The sequence below is a fragment of the Amycolatopsis sp. N2S4-7 genome (assembly GCF_058119595.1).
In genome coordinates, this window is sequence record NZ_CP172299.1 from 3,400,680 (window position 1) to 3,415,869 (window position 15,190).

The window sequence follows — 15,190 nt, forward strand, 5'->3', positions numbered from 1 at the left end:
CATGCCCCACGGAGGAGCAGTGATCCGCATTCCCCGACCGGTGGTCCCCGCCGCCGTGTGCCTCACCGCACTCGCTCTGCTCACCGCCTGTTCCGCCGGCGCGGCCACCACCTCCGGTGGCGGTTACGCCGCCGGCGGGGCCGCCGGTATGCAGATGCCCGGCATGCAGCAGGGGCAAGTCGTCCTGCCGATGCCGCAGTCCATCACCGCCGACCCGAACAACCCGGCGAAAAGCCAGCTCAGGGGAGCGAAGACGTTCGACCTCGGCCTCATGCTCGTCGACGGGACCGGGTTCACGATCTACCGCTACGACCGGGACTCGACCAATCCCCCGCAGTCGAACTGCACCGGCGCGTGCGCCACCAAGTGGATCCCGGTCAAGGCCGGAGGCAACCTGGCACCGATCGACGTCGACCAGTCACTGATCGGGCAGGTCACCCGCGACGACGGCAGCCAGCAGCTCACCCTCGCCGGCTGGCCGCTGTACCACTTCACCGGCGACAGCGAACCGGCCGACACCTCCGGCCAGGGCCTCGACCAGGCGTGGTACCCGATCGCGCCGGACGGCAAGAAGATCACGTTGACCCAGGACGAGTGGAGGCAAAATGCGTTCGGCGTCTGAGCTCGCCGGGTTCGGGTTCGAGCCCCCGTCGGTCCTCGAGCGCTCCCGGCCGCTGGTCCGGATCCTGTTCGTGCTGGTCGCGGTCCTGACGCTGCTCGCGCCGGGCTCCGCTTCACTCGCCCAGACCACCACGGTTTCCGACACCGACGCGGTGCTGCTGACCAAGGTCCGCCAGGCCGGCCTGTGGGAGATGCCCTCCGGCATGATGGCGATGGAGAAGGGCAGCCCGCTCGTCCAGCGGGTCGGCTTCGCGATCATGATGGACCACGGCCGCCTCGACGTGGCGACCCGCGCGCTCTCGCAGAAGCTGAACTCGCCGGTCCCGGACCAGCCGTCGGAGGAACAGCGCGGCTGGCTCGCCGAGCAGATGGCCGCCTCCCCCGGCCCGGAGTTCGACCGCATCTTCGCCAACCGGCTGCGCGCGGCGCACGGCGCGGTGTTCGCCGTCCTCGCCCAGCTGCGGGCCGGCACCCGCAACGACGACGTGCGGGCCTTCGCGACCGTCGGCAACCAGGCCGTGATGCGGCACATGACGATGCTCGAGAGCACCGGGATGGTCGACTACACCGCGCTGCCCACCCCGTCCGTCTCCACCACCGCCGCTCCCACGGGCGCGGCGCTCGGCCTCGACACGTCCCAGATCGCCGTGGTGGCGGCGCTGTTCCTGCTGGTCGGCGGCGGCCTGTTCTACGTGCTGCGCCAGATCAAGGGCAACCGCGGCCGCGCCAGGGCGTCCCGGCCGGCCGCCGTGAGAACCGGGGGTAGCCATGGTTGAGACCTGGCACGACGCGACGATCTTCCTCACCCAGCAGTTCCAGCCGAAGACCGACCCGGCGGCCCGCGGGCTCGCGGCCTTCGCCGCCCGGGCGTCCTACGCGGCGATGATGCTGACCCTCACCTGGGGCGTGCTGACCGCCACCGGCTGGGTGCGCTCGGTCACCGGCCGCAAGGCGCTGCGCAGCTCGCACATGGTGCTGGCGACCGGGACGCTGATCTTCGGCGGCATCCACGCGCTGGGCTTCTTCTACCTGACGATCCAGCCGTACAGCCTGCAGTACCTGTTCCTCCCCTTCCTGTCGGGCCAGGAGACCCGGCACATCGCCGGCATCATCGGCTTCGAGGTCATGGTGGCCATCGCGCTCACCGCCGGCCTGCAGCGCTTCACCTCCTACCGCCGGTGGCTGTGGCTGCACCGCTGCGCGTACCCGGCCGTGGCGCTGACCGCGCTGCACGCCTGGTTCGGCGCGATCGCCAACGGCCACCTCGCGACCGTCTGGCTGGGCGGCATCACGCTGCTCATCCCGGCGGTGACGGTGTCGCTGCTGCGGTTCATGCCCGCCCGCACCCTCGAACGCATCGGACTCGTGGAAGAGCAGGTGGCCTGACATGCCCCTCCGTTTGCCCGGCAGCGGGCCCCGGATCAGCGTCGACAACGACCGGTGCGAGCTCTACGGCATCTGCGCCATGGAGGCGCCGGACGTGTTCGACCTCGGCCAGGACGGCCGGCTGCGCTTCCACACGCGGCTGCTGGACGAAACCACCATGGAACAGGCGAAGATGGCCGCCCGCTGCTGCCCGATGCAGGCGGTCGTGATGAGAGGGGACCTCGATGGCTGACGGCGACCGGATCGTCATCGTCGGTGCGGGCGTCGCCGGGCTGCGCGCCGCGGAACGCCTGCGGGAACTGAACTTCGACGGCGAGATCGTGCTCATCGGCGACGAGGCACGGCGGCCGTACCACCGGCCGATGATCTCGAAGGCACTGGTGATGGGGACCGAACGGCCCAGCGACGTGGGCCTTTCGCACTACCTGCCGGACCTGGACGTGCACTGGCGCCTCGGCGCGCGGGTCACGCACCTCGACACCACCGAGCGGGTCGTGCACCTGCCGGGCGGGGAATCCCTCTGGTACGACGGCCTGATCGCCGCGACCGGCGTCTACCCGCGGCACCTGCCCGGGTCGCCGCGGCACGACCCGCGAGTGCGGATCCTGCGCACGGTCGAGGATTCGATGGCCGTGCGGCGCTGCCTCAACGCCAGCAAGAAGCCGGCCGTCGTGATCGGCGCCGGTCTGATCGGCAACGAGTTCGCCGCGAGCATGCGGCACATCGGCCGGGACGTCACCCTGGTCGGGCACGCGAAGGCGCCGCTGCACCGCTTCGGCGACCGCGTCTCCAGCGGCATCGTCGAGGCGCACCACGAGCACCGCGCGAAGCTGGCGATGAAGAGCGAAGTGCGGCACTGGATCAGCACGAAGGACACCGTCGGGCTGCACCTGACGAACAACCAGCTGCTGGTCGCCAGCGTCGTCGTGCTCGCCATCGGCAGCGTCCCGTCGGTCGACTGGATGCGCGGCTCCGGCCTCGACATCAGCGACGGCGTGCTCTGCGACTCGAAGCTGTTCGCCGAGGGCGCCTCCGACGTCGTCATCGCCGGCGACATCGCGCGCTGGCCGAACCTGCGGTTCGACGAGACCCCGCGGCGGGTCGAGCACTGGATCAACGCCGTCGAGTCGGCCCGGCACGCGGCCGAGAACCTGCTGATGGGGCAGTCGAGCGCGCGGCCGTTCACCCCGCTCCCCCGTGCCTGGTCGACGTTGTACGACACCCGGCTGCAGATGTGCGGGATGCCGTCGCTGGCCGAGGACACCGTCTCGCTCGCGGACGGCATCACCGGGTTCATCCGGGACGGCAGGCTCGTCGGCATCTCCTCGTGGGACAAGCCGCGGGCGATGCTCGACTGGATGGCCGAGCTCGACCGCCGGCTGCCGGCACCGGACTACGTGCCCGAGCCGGAGCCCGCTCCCGCCCCGGAGGTCCCGGTCGTCGAGCCGTCGCTCGCCGGGTTGTCGGCCGAGGTGCCGCCGGAGTTCGACAGCGGTTTCGACCAGCAGGCCTTCGAGCGCGAGTTCGAGAGCGAGTTCGCCAACGACATCCCCACGACGGCGTTCCCCGCGCAGTCCCTGCCCGCGGGTTCGCTGCCGACCATGGCCATCCCCATGGGGAGGTAGAAAGCCGGGGCGGGGCTGCGCGCGGCGGCCCCCGTCCCCTTGCCGGTCACCACACCCCCTCCGCGGCTGGGTGGTGTGGTGACCGGCCCCCCCACGTCCCCCTCTGCCCGCCTCGCGACCGTGACAATCGGGGCTTCGCCACCCGGACCCCACAAGCGGGAATGTCGACCGAGCGCCCGGCGGGCCGGAAGAGGGCCATCCCGAGGGAACCCGACGCCCCCGGGATGGCCTTCTTCCGGCGCACCGGGCGGGGGCCCGGGGTCGGACGCCGCGGCGGGGTTCCCGTCGCGGCGTGCACGCCGTGGGGGCCTTTCCGGCGGAAGGGTATGCCGCCGGAAAGGCCGCCACGGTTTCAACCGGATTGGGGTTGCACCGGTGAAGGCCGTCCCGGGGGAAACGGGAGCCCCCGGGACGGCCTTCACCTCGCGCGCCGGGCCAGCAGCGACTCCCCCACGACGAGCCCGCCGAGCACCAGCACGGCCACGCCGACCACCCGCAGCCCCGCGTCCGCGCCCGAGACGAACGCCGTGACGACGTCACCGGCGCGGCCGGTCCGGGCGAGGGCTTCGGCCACGGTGTGCGCTCCCCGGGCCTCCGGCGGCAGCGCGGCGGCGAACCGGGAGGTCAGCACCGTGCCGATGACGGCGACGCCGAGCGCGCTGCCGAACTCGCGGGTGGTCGCCTGCAGGCCGGTGCCGACCCCGGCCTGGTCCGGCGGCAGCGAGCCCGCGATGACGCCCGACAGCGCCGGCAGCGCCAGCGCCACCCCGATCCCGGTGACCACGAGCCACGCCGCATAGCCGGCGTACGGCGTCCGCGCGTCGCTCGCGGACAGGCCGAGCAGCCCGCCGCCGACGCACCCGAACGCGAGCGCGACGGTGGCGTCGAGGCCGATCCGCCGGGTCAGCCGCCCGACGTGCCGTCCGCCGAGGATGATCGGGACGGTCAGCGGCACGATCCCGAGGCCGGTCCCCAGCACGCCGAACCCCTTGGCGTACTGCAGGAACGACGCGTTGACGTAGAACAGCGCGAACAGGCCGAAGAAGATCGCCGTCATCCCGAGGCAGGCGCTGCGCAGGCCGGCGATCCGGAACAGCCGGGGGTCCAGCAGCGGGTGCGCGGCCTTCAGTTCCCGGAGCGTCCAGGCCGTGAACAGCACGGCGGCGCCGGCGAACCCGGTCACGACGACCGTGCTGCCCCAGCCCGCCTCCGGGCCCTGGACGATCCCGACCAGCAGGGCGACCGACGCCCCGACGAGCAGCACCGCGGCGAGCGGGTCGAGCCGCCGGTCGTGGCGGGACGACACCGGTGCGGTCCGGGCCACCAGGGCGGCCACGACGAGGGCGACCGGCACGGCGGCGGCGAACAGCCAGCGCCACGAGCCGGTGGTCAGGACCAGCCCGCCGCCGACGTTGCCGGCGACCCCGCCGATGCCGGTCATCGAGGCCCAGGCCGCGATGGTCGCGGGCTTCTTCTCCGGCGGCACGGCGTGCAGGAGGACGGCGAGCGAGTTGGGCAGCACCGCGGCCGCGCCGACCCCGGTGAGCGCCCGGCCGGCGAGCAGGAGGACGACGTCCGGCGCGACGGCCGACAGCAGCGTGCCCGCCGCGAACAGCCCGAGCCCGGCGAGCAGGACGCCCTTGCGGCCGAACCGGTCGCCCGCGGCGCCGCCGGGGATCACGAGGCAGGCGAAGACGATCACGTAGGTGTCGACGATCCAGACCAGCGCCGGCGCGGACGGGTGCAGCGCGCTCGCGGCCAGCAGGGGGACGGCGAGGTTGATCGCCGCGACCATCCCGACGACGAGCACCACGCAGGCGCACATGAGCGTCAGCAGGCCGCCGGTTCGTTGCTTGAGGTGCATGGGGCCGACGGTAGGGACCCGCGGTTGTGTCGTGCCACGCAACTTCGGCAAGAGTGGTTTGCGTACGCTGCAACCATGGCGGACCAGCTGGACCTGAACCTGCTGCGGGTGTTCGACGCGCTCCTGCGGGACGGGAGCGTCACGGCCGCGGCCGAGCGCCTCCACCTGTCGATCCCGGCGACGAGCCGGGCGCTGGGCCGGCTGCGGCGGGCGATGGACGACCCGATCCTGGTGCGCGCCGGCCGCGGGATGGCGCCGACGCCGTTCGCGCTCCGGACCGCGCCGCGGGTGCGGTCGCTGCTGGAGGAGGCGGCGTCCCTGGTCGACGCCGACTTCTCGGTCGACGGCCTCGAGCGCACGTTCACCATCCGCATCAACGACGGCGTGGCCGCGACCCTGGCGACGGCGGCGGTCGAGGCCACGGCCGCCGCGGCCCCGGGCGTCACGCTGCGGTTCGTCGCGGAGGGCACCGAAAGCACCGAGGCCCTGCGCGACGGCTCGGTCGACCTGGACATCGGCGCCGGCGACGTCACCGCGCCCGACATCCGCACGGCGGTGCTGTACCGCGAACGCCTGGTCGGCATCGTCCGCGCGGACAGTGCCTTGGGCCGCGGCCGCCGTCCGACGCTCGCGCAGCTGGGCCGCCACCCGCACGTCTCGGCCTCCCGCCGCGGCCGCGCCCGCGGCCCCCTGGACGACGCACTCGCGGCCGCCGGCCTGCGGCGGCAGGTGGCCGCGGTGGTCCCGACCTCCGCGGTGGCGCTGCTGCTGGTGGCGTCGAGCCCGTACGTCGGCCTGGTCCCGGAGCGCCTGGCCGCCCAGTACGGCCCGGCGCTGGGCCTGCGCGCGTTCCCGATCCCGGCGGAGCTGCCGGAAGTCGAGGTGCGCCTCTGCTGGCACGCCCGCCTCGACGCCGACCCGGCCCAGCGCTGGCTCCGGGACACGATCCGCGAGGCACTCCGCTGATGCCCCTCCAGGCACGCGTGATGCCCCTCCAGACACGCGCGCTGCCCCTCGATCACGCCGAGGCCCCAGCCACGCGATGCCCCTCCAATCCCGCGCGCTGCCCCCTCGATCACGCCGAGGCCCCCAGCCACGCGCGATGCCCTCCAAGCACGCGCGATGCCCCCTCGATCACGCGCGCAGCCCCTCCAGTCACGCGCGCAGCCCCTCCAGTCACACGCCATCCCTCGACCGGACCACACGGCACGAAAGCCGGCCGCCGATGGCCGTCCGGTGTGGCACGATTCATCCGTGACCAGTACCTCCGCCACGGCGCAGTACCTGCGCGACCTGGCGCTGCTCCGCCGGGTCCGCGACCGGATCGACCGGGAGTACGCGCAGCCGCTTGACGTCGAGGCGCTGGCGCGGGGCGTCAACATGTCGGCCGGGCACCTCAGCCGCCAGTTCCGCCGAGCCTACGGAGAGTCACCGTATTCGTACCTGATGACCCGGCGCATCGAACGGGCGATGGCCCTGCTGCGGCAGGGCGGGCTGAGCGTCACCGAGGTCTGCTTCACCGTCGGCTTCTCGTCGCTGGGCACCTTCAGCACCCGGTTCGCCGAGCTGGTGGGCGTGCCGCCGAGCGTCTACCGCGAGCAGCAGGCCGAGGCCACCGTCGGCATGCCGCCGTGCGTCGCCAAGCAGGTCACCAGACCGATCAGGAATCGAGAAGCGCGGCCGCCGGCGCACACATAGGGTGACCACCATGGACGTCACCATTCACTCGAGCTTCCTCCCGCACACCGACCCGGAGGCCTCGCTCGCCTTCTACCGCGACCTGCTCGGCTTCGAAGTCCGCCAGAACGTCAAGTACGGCGCGATGAGCTGGATCACCGTCGGGCCGCCGAACCAGCCCGACACCGCGATCGTGCTGACGCCGGTGGCCGCGACGCCCGGCCTGACCGACGACGAGCGCCGCACCATCAACGAGATGATGGCCAAGGGCACCTACGCCGGCATCAACCTCGCCACCGAGGACCTCGACGCGCTCTTCGCGAAGCTGCGGGACGGGAACGCCGAAGTCGTCCAGGAACCGGTCGAGCAGCCCTACGGGGTCCGCGACTGCTCCTTCCGCGACCCCGCCGGCAACCTCCTCCGCATCCAGGAACTGCGCTGACATGTGCCTGAGCCTCAACGTCGCCGCGCGGCACCACCTGCGCGAGCTGGTGCTGCTGCGCCGCGTCCGCGACCGCATCGACCGGGAGTGCGCCGGGCCGCTCGACGTCGAGGCGCTCGCCCGCAGCGTGGGCCTGCCGGCCGCGCAGTTCGCCCACCGGTTCCGGCTCGCCTACGGCCTGTCCCCGCACGCCTACCAGCGGGCCGTCAGGGCGGTCAGGAATCGAGAAGCCCGGGCCGCGGAACCGGCCGTAGCGTGAGCGCCATGGACCTCACCATTCACCAGACCTTCCTGCCCCACAACGACTTCGAGGCTTCGCTGGCGTTCTACCGCGACACCCTCGGCTTCGAAGTCCGCAACGACGTCGAGTACGGCGGCCTGCACTGGCTCACGATCGGCCCGGCCGGCCAGCCCGACACCTCGATCGTGCTGACCCCGGTCGCCGCCACCCCGGACCTTTCGGACGACGAACGCCGGACCGTCACCGCGATGATGGCCAAGGGCACCTACGCGGCGGTCAACCTGGCCACCAAGGACCTCGACGGCACCTTCGAACGCGTCCAGGCCGGCGACGCCGAGGTCGTCCAGGAGCCCACCGAGCAGCCCTGGGGCGTCCGCGACTGCTCCTTCCGCGACCCCGCCGGCAACCTGGTCCGCATCCAGGAACTCCGCTGAACCGCCGACCCCGAAAACGCTGGAGACCCCGATGAGCAAGCCCGCGTCGCACACCGCCGACAGCCACGACCTGATCCGCGTCCACGGCGCGCGCGTGAACAACCTCAAGGACGTCAGCGTCGAGCTGCCGAAGCGGCGGCTGACGGTGTTCACCGGGGTCTCCGGTTCCGGCAAGAGCTCGCTGGTGTTCAGCACGATCGCGGCCGAGTCGCAGCGGCTGATCAACGAGACCTACAGCACCTTCGTGCAGGGGTTCATGCCGACGCTGGCCCGGCCCGACGTCGACGTCCTCGACGGGCTGACCACCGCGATCATCGTCGACCAGGAGCGGATGGGCGCCAACGCGCATTCCACCGTCGGCACCGCGACCGACGCGAACGCGATGCTGCGCATCCTCTTCAGCCGGCTCGGGCAGCCGCACATCGGCTCGCCGCAGGCGTTTTCCTTCAACGTCGCTTCCATCAGCGGTGCCGGCGCGGTCACCATCGAAAAGGGCGGGCGGCAGATCAAGGAGCGGCGCAGCTTCAGCATCACCGGCGGCATGTGCCCGCGCTGCGAGGGCCGGGGCCGGGTGAACGACATCGACCTGACCGCGTTGTACGACGAGAACAAGTCGCTCAACGAAGGCGCGATCACCATCCCCGGCTACAGCATGGAGGGCTGGTACGGCCGCATCTTCCGCGGCTCCGGCTTCTTCGACCCCGACAAGCCGATCAAGAAGTACACCAAGAAGCAGCTGAACGACCTGGTGTACAAGGAACCGACCAAGATCAAGGTCGACGGCATCAACCTCACCTACTCGGGGCTGGTCCCGGCGATCCAGCGGTCCATGCTGTCCAAGGACGTCGACTCGCTGCAGCCGCACATCCGCGCGTTCGTCGAGCGGGCGGTGACCTTCCAGACCTGCCCGGACTGCGACGGCACGCGGCTGTCGGCCGAGGCGCGGTCGTCGAAGATCGACGGGATGAGCATCGCCGACGCCTGCGCGATGCAGATCAGCGACCTCGCGGCGTGGGCCGGGAAGCTGTCCGAGCCGTCGGTCGCGCCGCTGCTGGACGCGCTCAAGCACACGCTCGACTCGTTCGTCGAGATCGGGCTCGGCTACCTCTCGCTCGACCGTCCTTCCGGGACCCTTTCCGGCGGCGAAGCCCAGCGCACCAAGATGATCCGCCACCTCGGGTTGTCGCTGACCGACGTCACCTACGTCTTCGACGAGCCGACGATCGGGCTGCACCCGCACGACATCCAGCGCATGAACGAGCTGCTGCTGCAGCTGCGCGACAAGGGCAACACGGTGCTGGTCGTGGAGCACAAGCCGGAGGCGATCGCGATCGCCGACCACGTCGTCGACCTCGGCCCGCGCGCCGGCGCCGACGGGGGCGAGGTGGTCTTCGAGGGCACTGTGGACGGACTGCGCAAGAGCAAGACGCTGACCGGGCGGCACCTGGACGACCGCGCGTCGCTGAAGCCGTCGGTGCGCTCGCCGTCGGGGTTCCTCGAGGTGCGCGGGGCTTCGACGCACAACCTCCAGGACGTCGACGTCGACATCCCGCTCGGCGTGCTGGTCGTCGTGACCGGGGTGGCGGGCTCGGGCAAGAGCTCGCTGATCCACGGCTCGGTCGCCGGCCGCGAAGGCGTGGTGGCGGTCGACCAGACCGGGATCCGCGGCTCGCGCCGCAGCAACCCGGCGACCTACACGGGCCTGCTGGAACCGATCCGCAAGGCGTTCGCCAAGGTCAACGGCGTGAAGCCGGCGCTGTTCAGCGCCAACTCCGAGGGCGCGTGCCCCAACTGCAACGGCGCCGGCGTCGTCTACACCGACCTCGGGATCATGGCCGGCACCGCGACGCCGTGCGAGGTGTGCGAGGGCAAGCGGTTCATGGCCGAGGTGCTGGACTACCGGTTCGGCGGCCGGGACATCAGCGAGGTGCTCGGGATGTCGGTGGCCGAGGCGCTCGGGTTCTTCGCCGAGGGCGACGCGGCCCTCCCGGCGGCGCACAAGATCCTGACGCACCTGTCCGACGTCGGGCTGGGCTACCTGACGCTCGGCCAGCCGCTGACGACCCTGTCCGGCGGCGAGCGGCAGCGGATCAAGCTGGCCACGCGCATGGCGGACAAGGGCGGGGTGTACGTCCTCGACGAGCCGACGGCCGGCCTGCACCTCGCCGACGTCGAGCAGCTGCTGGGCCTGCTGGACCGCCTGGTCGACGCCGGCAAGTCGGTGATCGTGATCGAGCACCACCAGGCGGTGATGGCCCACGCGGACTGGATCATCGACCTGGGCCCCGGCGCCGGCCACGACGGCGGTCGCGTGGTGTTCGAAGGGACGCCGGCGGCGCTGGTGAAGGCGCGGAAGAAGACGCTGACGGGGAAGCACCTGGCGGAGTACGTCGGCTGACCCGCCTCGGCGGCGGTGCGGTCAGCCGCCCAGGAGCTTCTTGAGGAAGTCCGGCACTTCGGGGGTTCGGCCCAGCGACACCAGGATCGCCAGCAACGCCACGAGGGCCAGCAGCCGCAGGAGCGGACCGGTGGTCTTCACCAGTTCGTTGAACGCCCCGAGCGCGCCGGCCACCCCACGGCCGCCGATCTTGACGTCCCCGTGGTCGTCGCCGGTTTCGAAGTTCCGCAGGATTTCCCCGGCGACGAACACCGGATCCCGGTGGAACACCAGGGAAGCCGCATAGGGAAGGCACCGGGTGACCACTTCATCCTGGGTCGAACTGTGCACGGACCCGGCCAGCAAGGTGGAACACAGAGTTCCGGCCGCCCGCTCGATGACGCCCACCTGCGCTTGCGTGAACCGGCGCCTGAACCGCCGGGGTGCCCGCGTGATCGACCGAGCCAGGGAGACGATCTCGGCATGCCGGTCGCCTCGCCATTCTTTCGGCGCGAACAGCCGGTAGCCCGGGCTCACCGGCTCGACCGGCCCGTCGGCACGCCTGCGGCCGAGCATGGGCAGGGTGAGCAGTTCCCGCTCCCCGCCGGCGACTCGTTCGGCTTCGGCGACGGCCCGGGAGGCGATGAACATTTCGGGGAACAGGTACAGGTACAGGCGCAGCCCGGTCCGCGCGGCGGCGTACGTCAGCAGCAGGCACGCCACCAGCGCGGCCGACCGCCAGATTCCTTCGCCGCGACCGGCGGCGCCCGCCATGAACAGCGTGGCGGGGAGCCTCAAGGCAAACGCCTGAACGAAACTCGCGAAAACCAGGACAGCGCAGACTTCGCGTTTGGCGATGCGCAGGCAGAGAATGATCGACGCCGTCCGCGATGGCGCCATGAAGGCGTCCTCCCAGGCAGGAGTGTCGAAACCCTCGACCACCAGGCGAATTCTCGAGGTGACCGTCCACGGAACCCTCAGGTAGACCTCGGCCAGGGCGGCCACGAACACCGCGGGAATGACCACCGACTGCAGGTTCCTCACCGCCGGAACGGTGATCGCGCTCAGGGTGGCGACCGGGATCCCCGCCAAAAGGAGCCCGCCGAGAGCGAACAGGATCCTTCTGGGCCGCTTCCGGTACTCGAACTCCGTGCCGGCCAGGTCCCCGCGGTACTTCTTTTCCACGTGCAAGGCGAGCAGGTCCGAACACGTCCTCGCCCAAGTCAGGTTGGCCACGAGAAACACGGCTGCGACACCGAAATACAGCCCGGCTTCGCCGAGAACTTCCCGCACCGGCCCTCCCCTGCCTCGATCGTGCCGGGCAGCAAGACTACCGGCCGCTGCCGGGGAACGAGCCGGAAACGGGCGCCCATACCAGCGCGGCCGGTAGGGCTGGCCCCCCGAAGGCGTGGGGAGCCCACCGGATTCCCGCGACGCCCGCCGCGGCGAAGACTTCGTGTGTGACCACGACAGAGATCAGCACCGGCAGCGACTTCGCCCGGTTGACCCACCGCATCTCCGCCGCCGGGCTGATGGCCCGCCGTCCCGGCTACTACGTCGCCCGGATCGCCGTGGTGACCGGGCTGTTCGCCGCCGGGTGGGTGGCCTTCGCGCTGCTCGGGAACTCGTGGTGGCAGCTGGCCGTCGCGGCGTTCATGGCCGTGATGTTCGGCCAGATCGCGCTGCTCTCCCACGACCTCGCCCACAAGCAGGTGTTCCGGCGCCGCCGGCCCACCGAGATCGCCGGGATGCTGGCCGGGAACCTCGGCATCGGGATGAGCTACGGCTGGTGGATGGACAAGCACACCCGCCACCACGCCAACCCGAACCACGAGGAGCTCGACCCCGACGTCGACCCGGACATCCTCGTGTGGTCGAAGAACCAGGCCCGCGCCAGCCGCGGCGTGCCGCGGTTCATCGGCCGGTACCAGGCCTTCCTGTTCTTCCCGCTGCTCACCCTCGAAGGCCTGAACCTGCACTGGTCCGGCATCCGCGCGGTCCGCAAGCCGGGACTGCGCCACCGCAAGACCGAAGCCGCGTTGCTCGCCCTGCACTTCGTCCTGTACTTCAGCGCCCTGTTCACCGTGCTCTCGCCCGGGATGGCGTTGCTGTTCTTCGCCGTCCACCAGGGACTGTGGGGTGTCTACATGGGATCGATCTTCGCGCCCAACCACAAGGGCATGCCGACGCTGACCGGGCGGACCGAGCTCGACTTCCTCCGCAAGCAGGTGCTGACCTCCCGCAACGTCCGCGGCGGCGTCGTGACCGACGTCGCTCTCGGCGGCCTCAACTACCAGATCGAGCACCACCTGTTCCCGAGCATGCCGTCGCCGCACCTGCGGCGGGCCCAGCCGATCGTGCGGGCCTACTGCGCGGAGCTCGGCGTCCCCTACCTGGAGACGAGCCTGGCCGAGTCCTACCGGCAGGCGCTCACCCACCTGCATGAAGCTGGGGCCCCTCTCAGGAACCGTTCGTAGACTCGGGTCATGAGGAACACGATCGCAGCTCTGCGTGACCTGCCGGCGGCGTTCGGCGCGAAGGCCGCCGGCGCCCGCGCCGAGCGGGTCCGCTCCTCGCCGCAGTTCGACGGCAAGGTGTTCCGCAACGTCGCGCCGCGGCACCCGATGACGGCGGCGGCGATGCGGACCATCTTCCGCGAGATGTTCTTCGGCGAGCACCGCGAGCTGCGCAGACCCGCTCGCCCGGTGCCGCTGGTCGCGTCGGCGCCGGTCGAGGCGGCCGACGGCCTGCACCTGACCTGGTACGGCCACGCGTCTGCGCTGATCGAGCTCGACGGCGCCCGCGTGCTGCTCGACCCGGTGTGGAGCGACCGGGTGTCGCCCGCCGCGTTCGCCGGGCCGCGGCGGCTGCACGAGCCGCCGGTGCCGCTGTCCGGGCTCGGCCGGGTCGACGCCGTCGTCATCTCGCACGACCACTACGACCACCTGGACCTGGCCACGGTCCGGGCGCTGGTGGCTTCGTCCGAGGCGCCGTTCCTGGTGCCGCTCGGGGTCGGCGCGCACCTGGAGCGCTGGCACGTCCCGGCCGGCCGGATCATCGAACTGGACTGGACCGAGGAAGCGACGGTGGCGGGTGTCCGGTTCGTCGCGACACCGGCCCAGCACTTCTCCGGCCGCGGCATCGCGAACGACGGCACGCTGTGGACGTCCTGGGCGCTGCTGGGGCCGGCCCACCGCGTCTTCTACAGCGGTGACACGGGGTATTTCGACGGATTCGCGAAGATCGGCGAGGAGCACGGCCCGTTCGACGCGGCGCTGATCCAGATCGGCGCGTACGCCCCGCACTGGCCGGACATCCACATGACCCCGGAGGAAGGCGTCGCCGCCGGGCTCGACGTGCGGGCGAAGCTGCTGGTCCCGGTGCACTGGGCGACGTTCCAGCTGGCCATGCACCCGTGGGGCGAGCCGGCGGACCGCGTGTGGCGCGAAGCGAAGGCGGCCGACCTGCCCCTGGCGGTCCCCCGCCCGGGCGAGCGCATCGACGTCACCGCTCCCCCGCCGGTGGACGGCTGGTGGCAGGGGCTGTGAAGCTGAAACTGGACCTTCACGACATCTACAACCGCGGCGGGGAGATCGACCGGGCGCTCAAGGCGATCATCGACGAGGCCGTCGCCAAGAAGGCGCCGCTCGTCGAGATCATCCCCGGCAAGGGGTCCGGTCAGCTGAAGAAGCACGTCCTGCGGTTCCTCGAGCGCAAGGACGTCAAGGCGCTCTACCACCGGATCGAGAAGGACAAGGACAACTTCGGCCGGGTGTTCGTGCACTTCCGCTGGAAGTGATCAGAAGCGGCTGTCGTGGCGGGCTTCGGCCCAGGCGCGGTCCCAGGCCGCCGAGTGGAGGCGGCCCAGGACGAACCGGCCCGCGCCGTACAAACCGGCCAGCGTCCCCGTGATCGCGACCCAGAGCAGGATCGCCGCGAAGACGCCGTCGGCCGCCGAGGTGGCCGGGGACAGCGGTTCCGCCGTCAGCTCGCCGTGCTGGTCGAGCCACACCTCCACGCGCGTGCCCGCGGGGCTGCCCGCGTCGGCCAGGACGTCGCCGGTGTGGCGGGCACCGCGTGCGTCGAACCAGGCGGCCTGGACCGTCGTCTGGTCGGCGGGGGCGCCGGCGCCGTCGGTGCTGTACGGCTGGTTGGACGCCGGGGTGAGCGAGACCGCGGTCGCCGGGTGGCGGGTGGTGCGCTCCTGCTCGGCGCGGGCGGTCTGCGCCGCGTAGGTCTCGGAGCCGAACGCCGCCGCGAAGGGCAGGGCCAGGAGCGCGCCCGCGATCAGCAGCATCAGCAGGGCCGCTTCGAACCGGTCCCCCGTCCGCGTCAGGGGGTTGCGGCCCGGGTGCAACCGGCGCCGGAACCGGGCGATCCGTCCGCTGGGCCCACGCATGCGCGACTCACTCCTCCCCGGGAAAACGTCATCTCGGGATCCAGTGTGCGCGCCGGGTGTCGCCTTTCTCTCGTGAATGGGATGCGGCCCACCTGTGAAACGGTGCACAACCACCCGGTCGCGC

The 15,190-nt window shown here is 71.7% G+C and carries 17 protein-coding genes; 14 read left to right on the forward strand and 3 right to left on the reverse strand.

The genetic code is table 11. The features are described 5' to 3' along the window. The first annotated feature begins 19 nt into the window (after positions 1-19). From ACH54P_RS15780 to ACH54P_RS15800, 5 genes are read left to right on the forward strand one after another with little or no spacing between them, the layout of a single operon-like run. On the forward strand, positions 20-622 hold the full coding sequence (locus tag ACH54P_RS15780) for a hypothetical protein (protein WP_489913353.1): 603 nt from the start codon (positions 20-22) through the stop codon (positions 620-622). After that, positions 606-1,397 carry a DUF4142 domain-containing protein gene (locus ACH54P_RS15785; RefSeq protein ID WP_489913355.1) on the forward strand — a complete coding sequence of 264 codons (792 nt, stop codon included), beginning with the start codon at positions 606-608 and terminating at the stop codon, positions 1,395-1,397. The genes ACH54P_RS15780 and ACH54P_RS15785 overlap by 17 nt, the downstream gene beginning before the upstream one ends. Beyond that, positions 1,390-2,007, forward strand: a complete 618-nt coding sequence (locus ACH54P_RS15790) for a ferric reductase-like transmembrane domain-containing protein (RefSeq protein ID WP_489913356.1) — start codon at positions 1,390-1,392, stop codon at positions 2,005-2,007. The genes ACH54P_RS15785 and ACH54P_RS15790 overlap by 8 nt, the downstream gene beginning before the upstream one ends. A gap of 1 nt (position 2,008) precedes the next feature. Beyond that, complete coding sequence (locus ACH54P_RS15795; protein ID WP_093953060.1) at positions 2,009-2,239, forward strand: ferredoxin; 231 nt, start codon at positions 2,009-2,011, stop codon at positions 2,237-2,239. Continuing rightward, positions 2,232-3,632, forward strand: a complete 1,401-nt coding sequence (locus tag ACH54P_RS15800) for an NAD(P)/FAD-dependent oxidoreductase (RefSeq protein ID WP_489913359.1) — start codon at positions 2,232-2,234, stop codon at positions 3,630-3,632. Before ACH54P_RS15795 ends, ACH54P_RS15800 begins: the two co-directional genes overlap by 8 nt. Before the next feature lie 418 nt (positions 3,633-4,050). Here the strand turns inward: ACH54P_RS15800 and ACH54P_RS15805 are convergent, their stop codons facing one another. Continuing rightward, positions 4,051-5,457, reverse strand: a complete 1,407-nt coding sequence (locus tag ACH54P_RS15805) for an MFS transporter (RefSeq protein WP_489916456.1) — start codon at positions 5,455-5,457, stop codon at positions 4,051-4,053. 114 nt (positions 5,458-5,571) lie between these two features. Between ACH54P_RS15805 and ACH54P_RS15810 the strand changes: the two genes are divergently transcribed. The 6 genes from ACH54P_RS15810 (at position 5,572) to ACH54P_RS15835 (ending at position 10,688) form a co-directional block, all read left to right on the forward strand. Then, positions 5,572-6,462 carry a LysR family transcriptional regulator gene (locus ACH54P_RS15810; protein ID WP_489913361.1) on the forward strand — a complete coding sequence of 297 codons (891 nt, stop codon included), beginning with the start codon at positions 5,572-5,574 and terminating at the stop codon, positions 6,460-6,462. 288 nt (positions 6,463-6,750) lie between these two features. Continuing rightward, on the forward strand, positions 6,751-7,194 hold the full coding sequence (locus tag ACH54P_RS15815) for a helix-turn-helix transcriptional regulator (RefSeq protein WP_489913363.1): 444 nt from the start codon (positions 6,751-6,753) through the stop codon (positions 7,192-7,194). A gap of 10 nt (positions 7,195-7,204) precedes the next feature. Then, positions 7,205-7,615 (forward strand): VOC family protein, encoded by a 411-nt coding sequence (locus ACH54P_RS15820; protein WP_489913365.1) that lies wholly within the window; start codon positions 7,205-7,207, stop codon positions 7,613-7,615. 1 nt (position 7,616) lies between these two features. After that, the gene (locus ACH54P_RS15825; RefSeq protein WP_489913367.1) at positions 7,617-7,874 is read left to right on the forward strand and encodes an AraC family transcriptional regulator; all 258 of its coding nucleotides are present in this window, start codon (positions 7,617-7,619) and stop codon (positions 7,872-7,874) included. Positions 7,875-7,879: 5 nt separating this feature from the next. Further along, positions 7,880-8,290 carry a VOC family protein gene (locus tag ACH54P_RS15830; protein WP_489913369.1) on the forward strand — a complete coding sequence of 137 codons (411 nt, stop codon included), beginning with the start codon at positions 7,880-7,882 and terminating at the stop codon, positions 8,288-8,290. Positions 8,291-8,321: 31 nt separating this feature from the next. Further along, positions 8,322-10,688 carry an ATP-binding cassette domain-containing protein gene (locus ACH54P_RS15835; RefSeq protein ID WP_489913371.1) on the forward strand — a complete coding sequence of 789 codons (2,367 nt, stop codon included), beginning with the start codon at positions 8,322-8,324 and terminating at the stop codon, positions 10,686-10,688. A 21-nt stretch (positions 10,689-10,709) separates the two neighbouring features. On the opposite strand, the gene ACH54P_RS15840 is transcribed toward ACH54P_RS15835, so the two are convergent. Next, positions 10,710-11,960: a hypothetical protein gene (locus tag ACH54P_RS15840; RefSeq protein ID WP_489913373.1), complete on the reverse strand. Its 1,251-nt coding sequence runs from the start codon at positions 11,958-11,960 to the stop codon at positions 10,710-10,712. 167 nt (positions 11,961-12,127) lie between these two features. On the opposite strand from ACH54P_RS15840, the gene ACH54P_RS15845 reads away from it, so the two are divergent. The 3 genes from ACH54P_RS15845 to ACH54P_RS15855 are packed head-to-tail and all read left to right on the forward strand — an operon-like array spanning position 12,128 to position 14,466. Continuing rightward, positions 12,128-13,144 carry a fatty acid desaturase family protein gene (locus ACH54P_RS15845; RefSeq protein ID WP_489913374.1) on the forward strand — a complete coding sequence of 339 codons (1,017 nt, stop codon included), beginning with the start codon at positions 12,128-12,130 and terminating at the stop codon, positions 13,142-13,144. 9 nt (positions 13,145-13,153) lie between these two features. Then, a complete protein-coding gene (locus ACH54P_RS15850; protein WP_489913376.1) occupies positions 13,154-14,215 on the forward strand; it encodes an MBL fold metallo-hydrolase in 1,062 nt (353 codons plus the stop codon). After that, positions 14,212-14,466, forward strand: a complete 255-nt coding sequence (locus ACH54P_RS15855; RefSeq protein ID WP_155542207.1) for a Smr/MutS family protein — start codon at positions 14,212-14,214, stop codon at positions 14,464-14,466. The genes ACH54P_RS15850 and ACH54P_RS15855 overlap by 4 nt, the downstream gene beginning before the upstream one ends. Here ACH54P_RS15855 and ACH54P_RS15860 read toward each other — a convergent pair whose 3' ends face one another. Beyond that, positions 14,467-15,066, reverse strand: a complete 600-nt coding sequence (locus ACH54P_RS15860; protein WP_489913379.1) for an Rv1733c family protein — start codon at positions 15,064-15,066, stop codon at positions 14,467-14,469. Positions 15,067-15,190: the final 124 nt, after the last annotated feature.

What these genes read in the sequence shown, in the direction of transcription:
- ACH54P_RS15785 (WP_489913355.1), top strand. Translation starts at nt 606, where the DNA reads ATGCGTTCGGCGTCTGAGCTCGCCGGGTTCGGGTTCGAGCCCCCGTCG.
- ACH54P_RS15790 (WP_489913356.1), top strand. Translation starts at nt 1,390, where the DNA reads ATGGTTGAGACCTGGCACGACGCGACGATCTTCCTCACCCAGCAGTTC.
- ACH54P_RS15795 (WP_093953060.1), top strand. Translation starts at nt 2,009, where the DNA reads ATGCCCCTCCGTTTGCCCGGCAGCGGGCCCCGGATCAGCGTCGACAAC.
- ACH54P_RS15800 (WP_489913359.1), top strand. Translation starts at nt 2,232, where the DNA reads ATGGCTGACGGCGACCGGATCGTCATCGTCGGTGCGGGCGTCGCCGGG.
- ACH54P_RS15805 (WP_489916456.1), bottom strand. Translation starts at nt 5,457, where the DNA reads ATGTGCGCCTGCGTGGTGCTCGTCGTCGGGATGGTCGCGGCGATCAAC.
- ACH54P_RS15810 (WP_489913361.1), top strand. Translation starts at nt 5,572, where the DNA reads ATGGCGGACCAGCTGGACCTGAACCTGCTGCGGGTGTTCGACGCGCTC.
- ACH54P_RS15820 (WP_489913365.1), top strand. Translation starts at nt 7,205, where the DNA reads ATGGACGTCACCATTCACTCGAGCTTCCTCCCGCACACCGACCCGGAG.
- ACH54P_RS15825 (WP_489913367.1), top strand. Translation starts at nt 7,617, where the DNA reads ATGTGCCTGAGCCTCAACGTCGCCGCGCGGCACCACCTGCGCGAGCTG.
- ACH54P_RS15830 (WP_489913369.1), top strand. Translation starts at nt 7,880, where the DNA reads ATGGACCTCACCATTCACCAGACCTTCCTGCCCCACAACGACTTCGAG.
- ACH54P_RS15835 (WP_489913371.1), top strand. Translation starts at nt 8,322, where the DNA reads ATGAGCAAGCCCGCGTCGCACACCGCCGACAGCCACGACCTGATCCGC.
- ACH54P_RS15850 (WP_489913376.1), top strand. Translation starts at nt 13,154, where the DNA reads ATGAGGAACACGATCGCAGCTCTGCGTGACCTGCCGGCGGCGTTCGGC.
- ACH54P_RS15860 (WP_489913379.1), bottom strand. Translation starts at nt 15,066, where the DNA reads ATGCGTGGGCCCAGCGGACGGATCGCCCGGTTCCGGCGCCGGTTGCAC.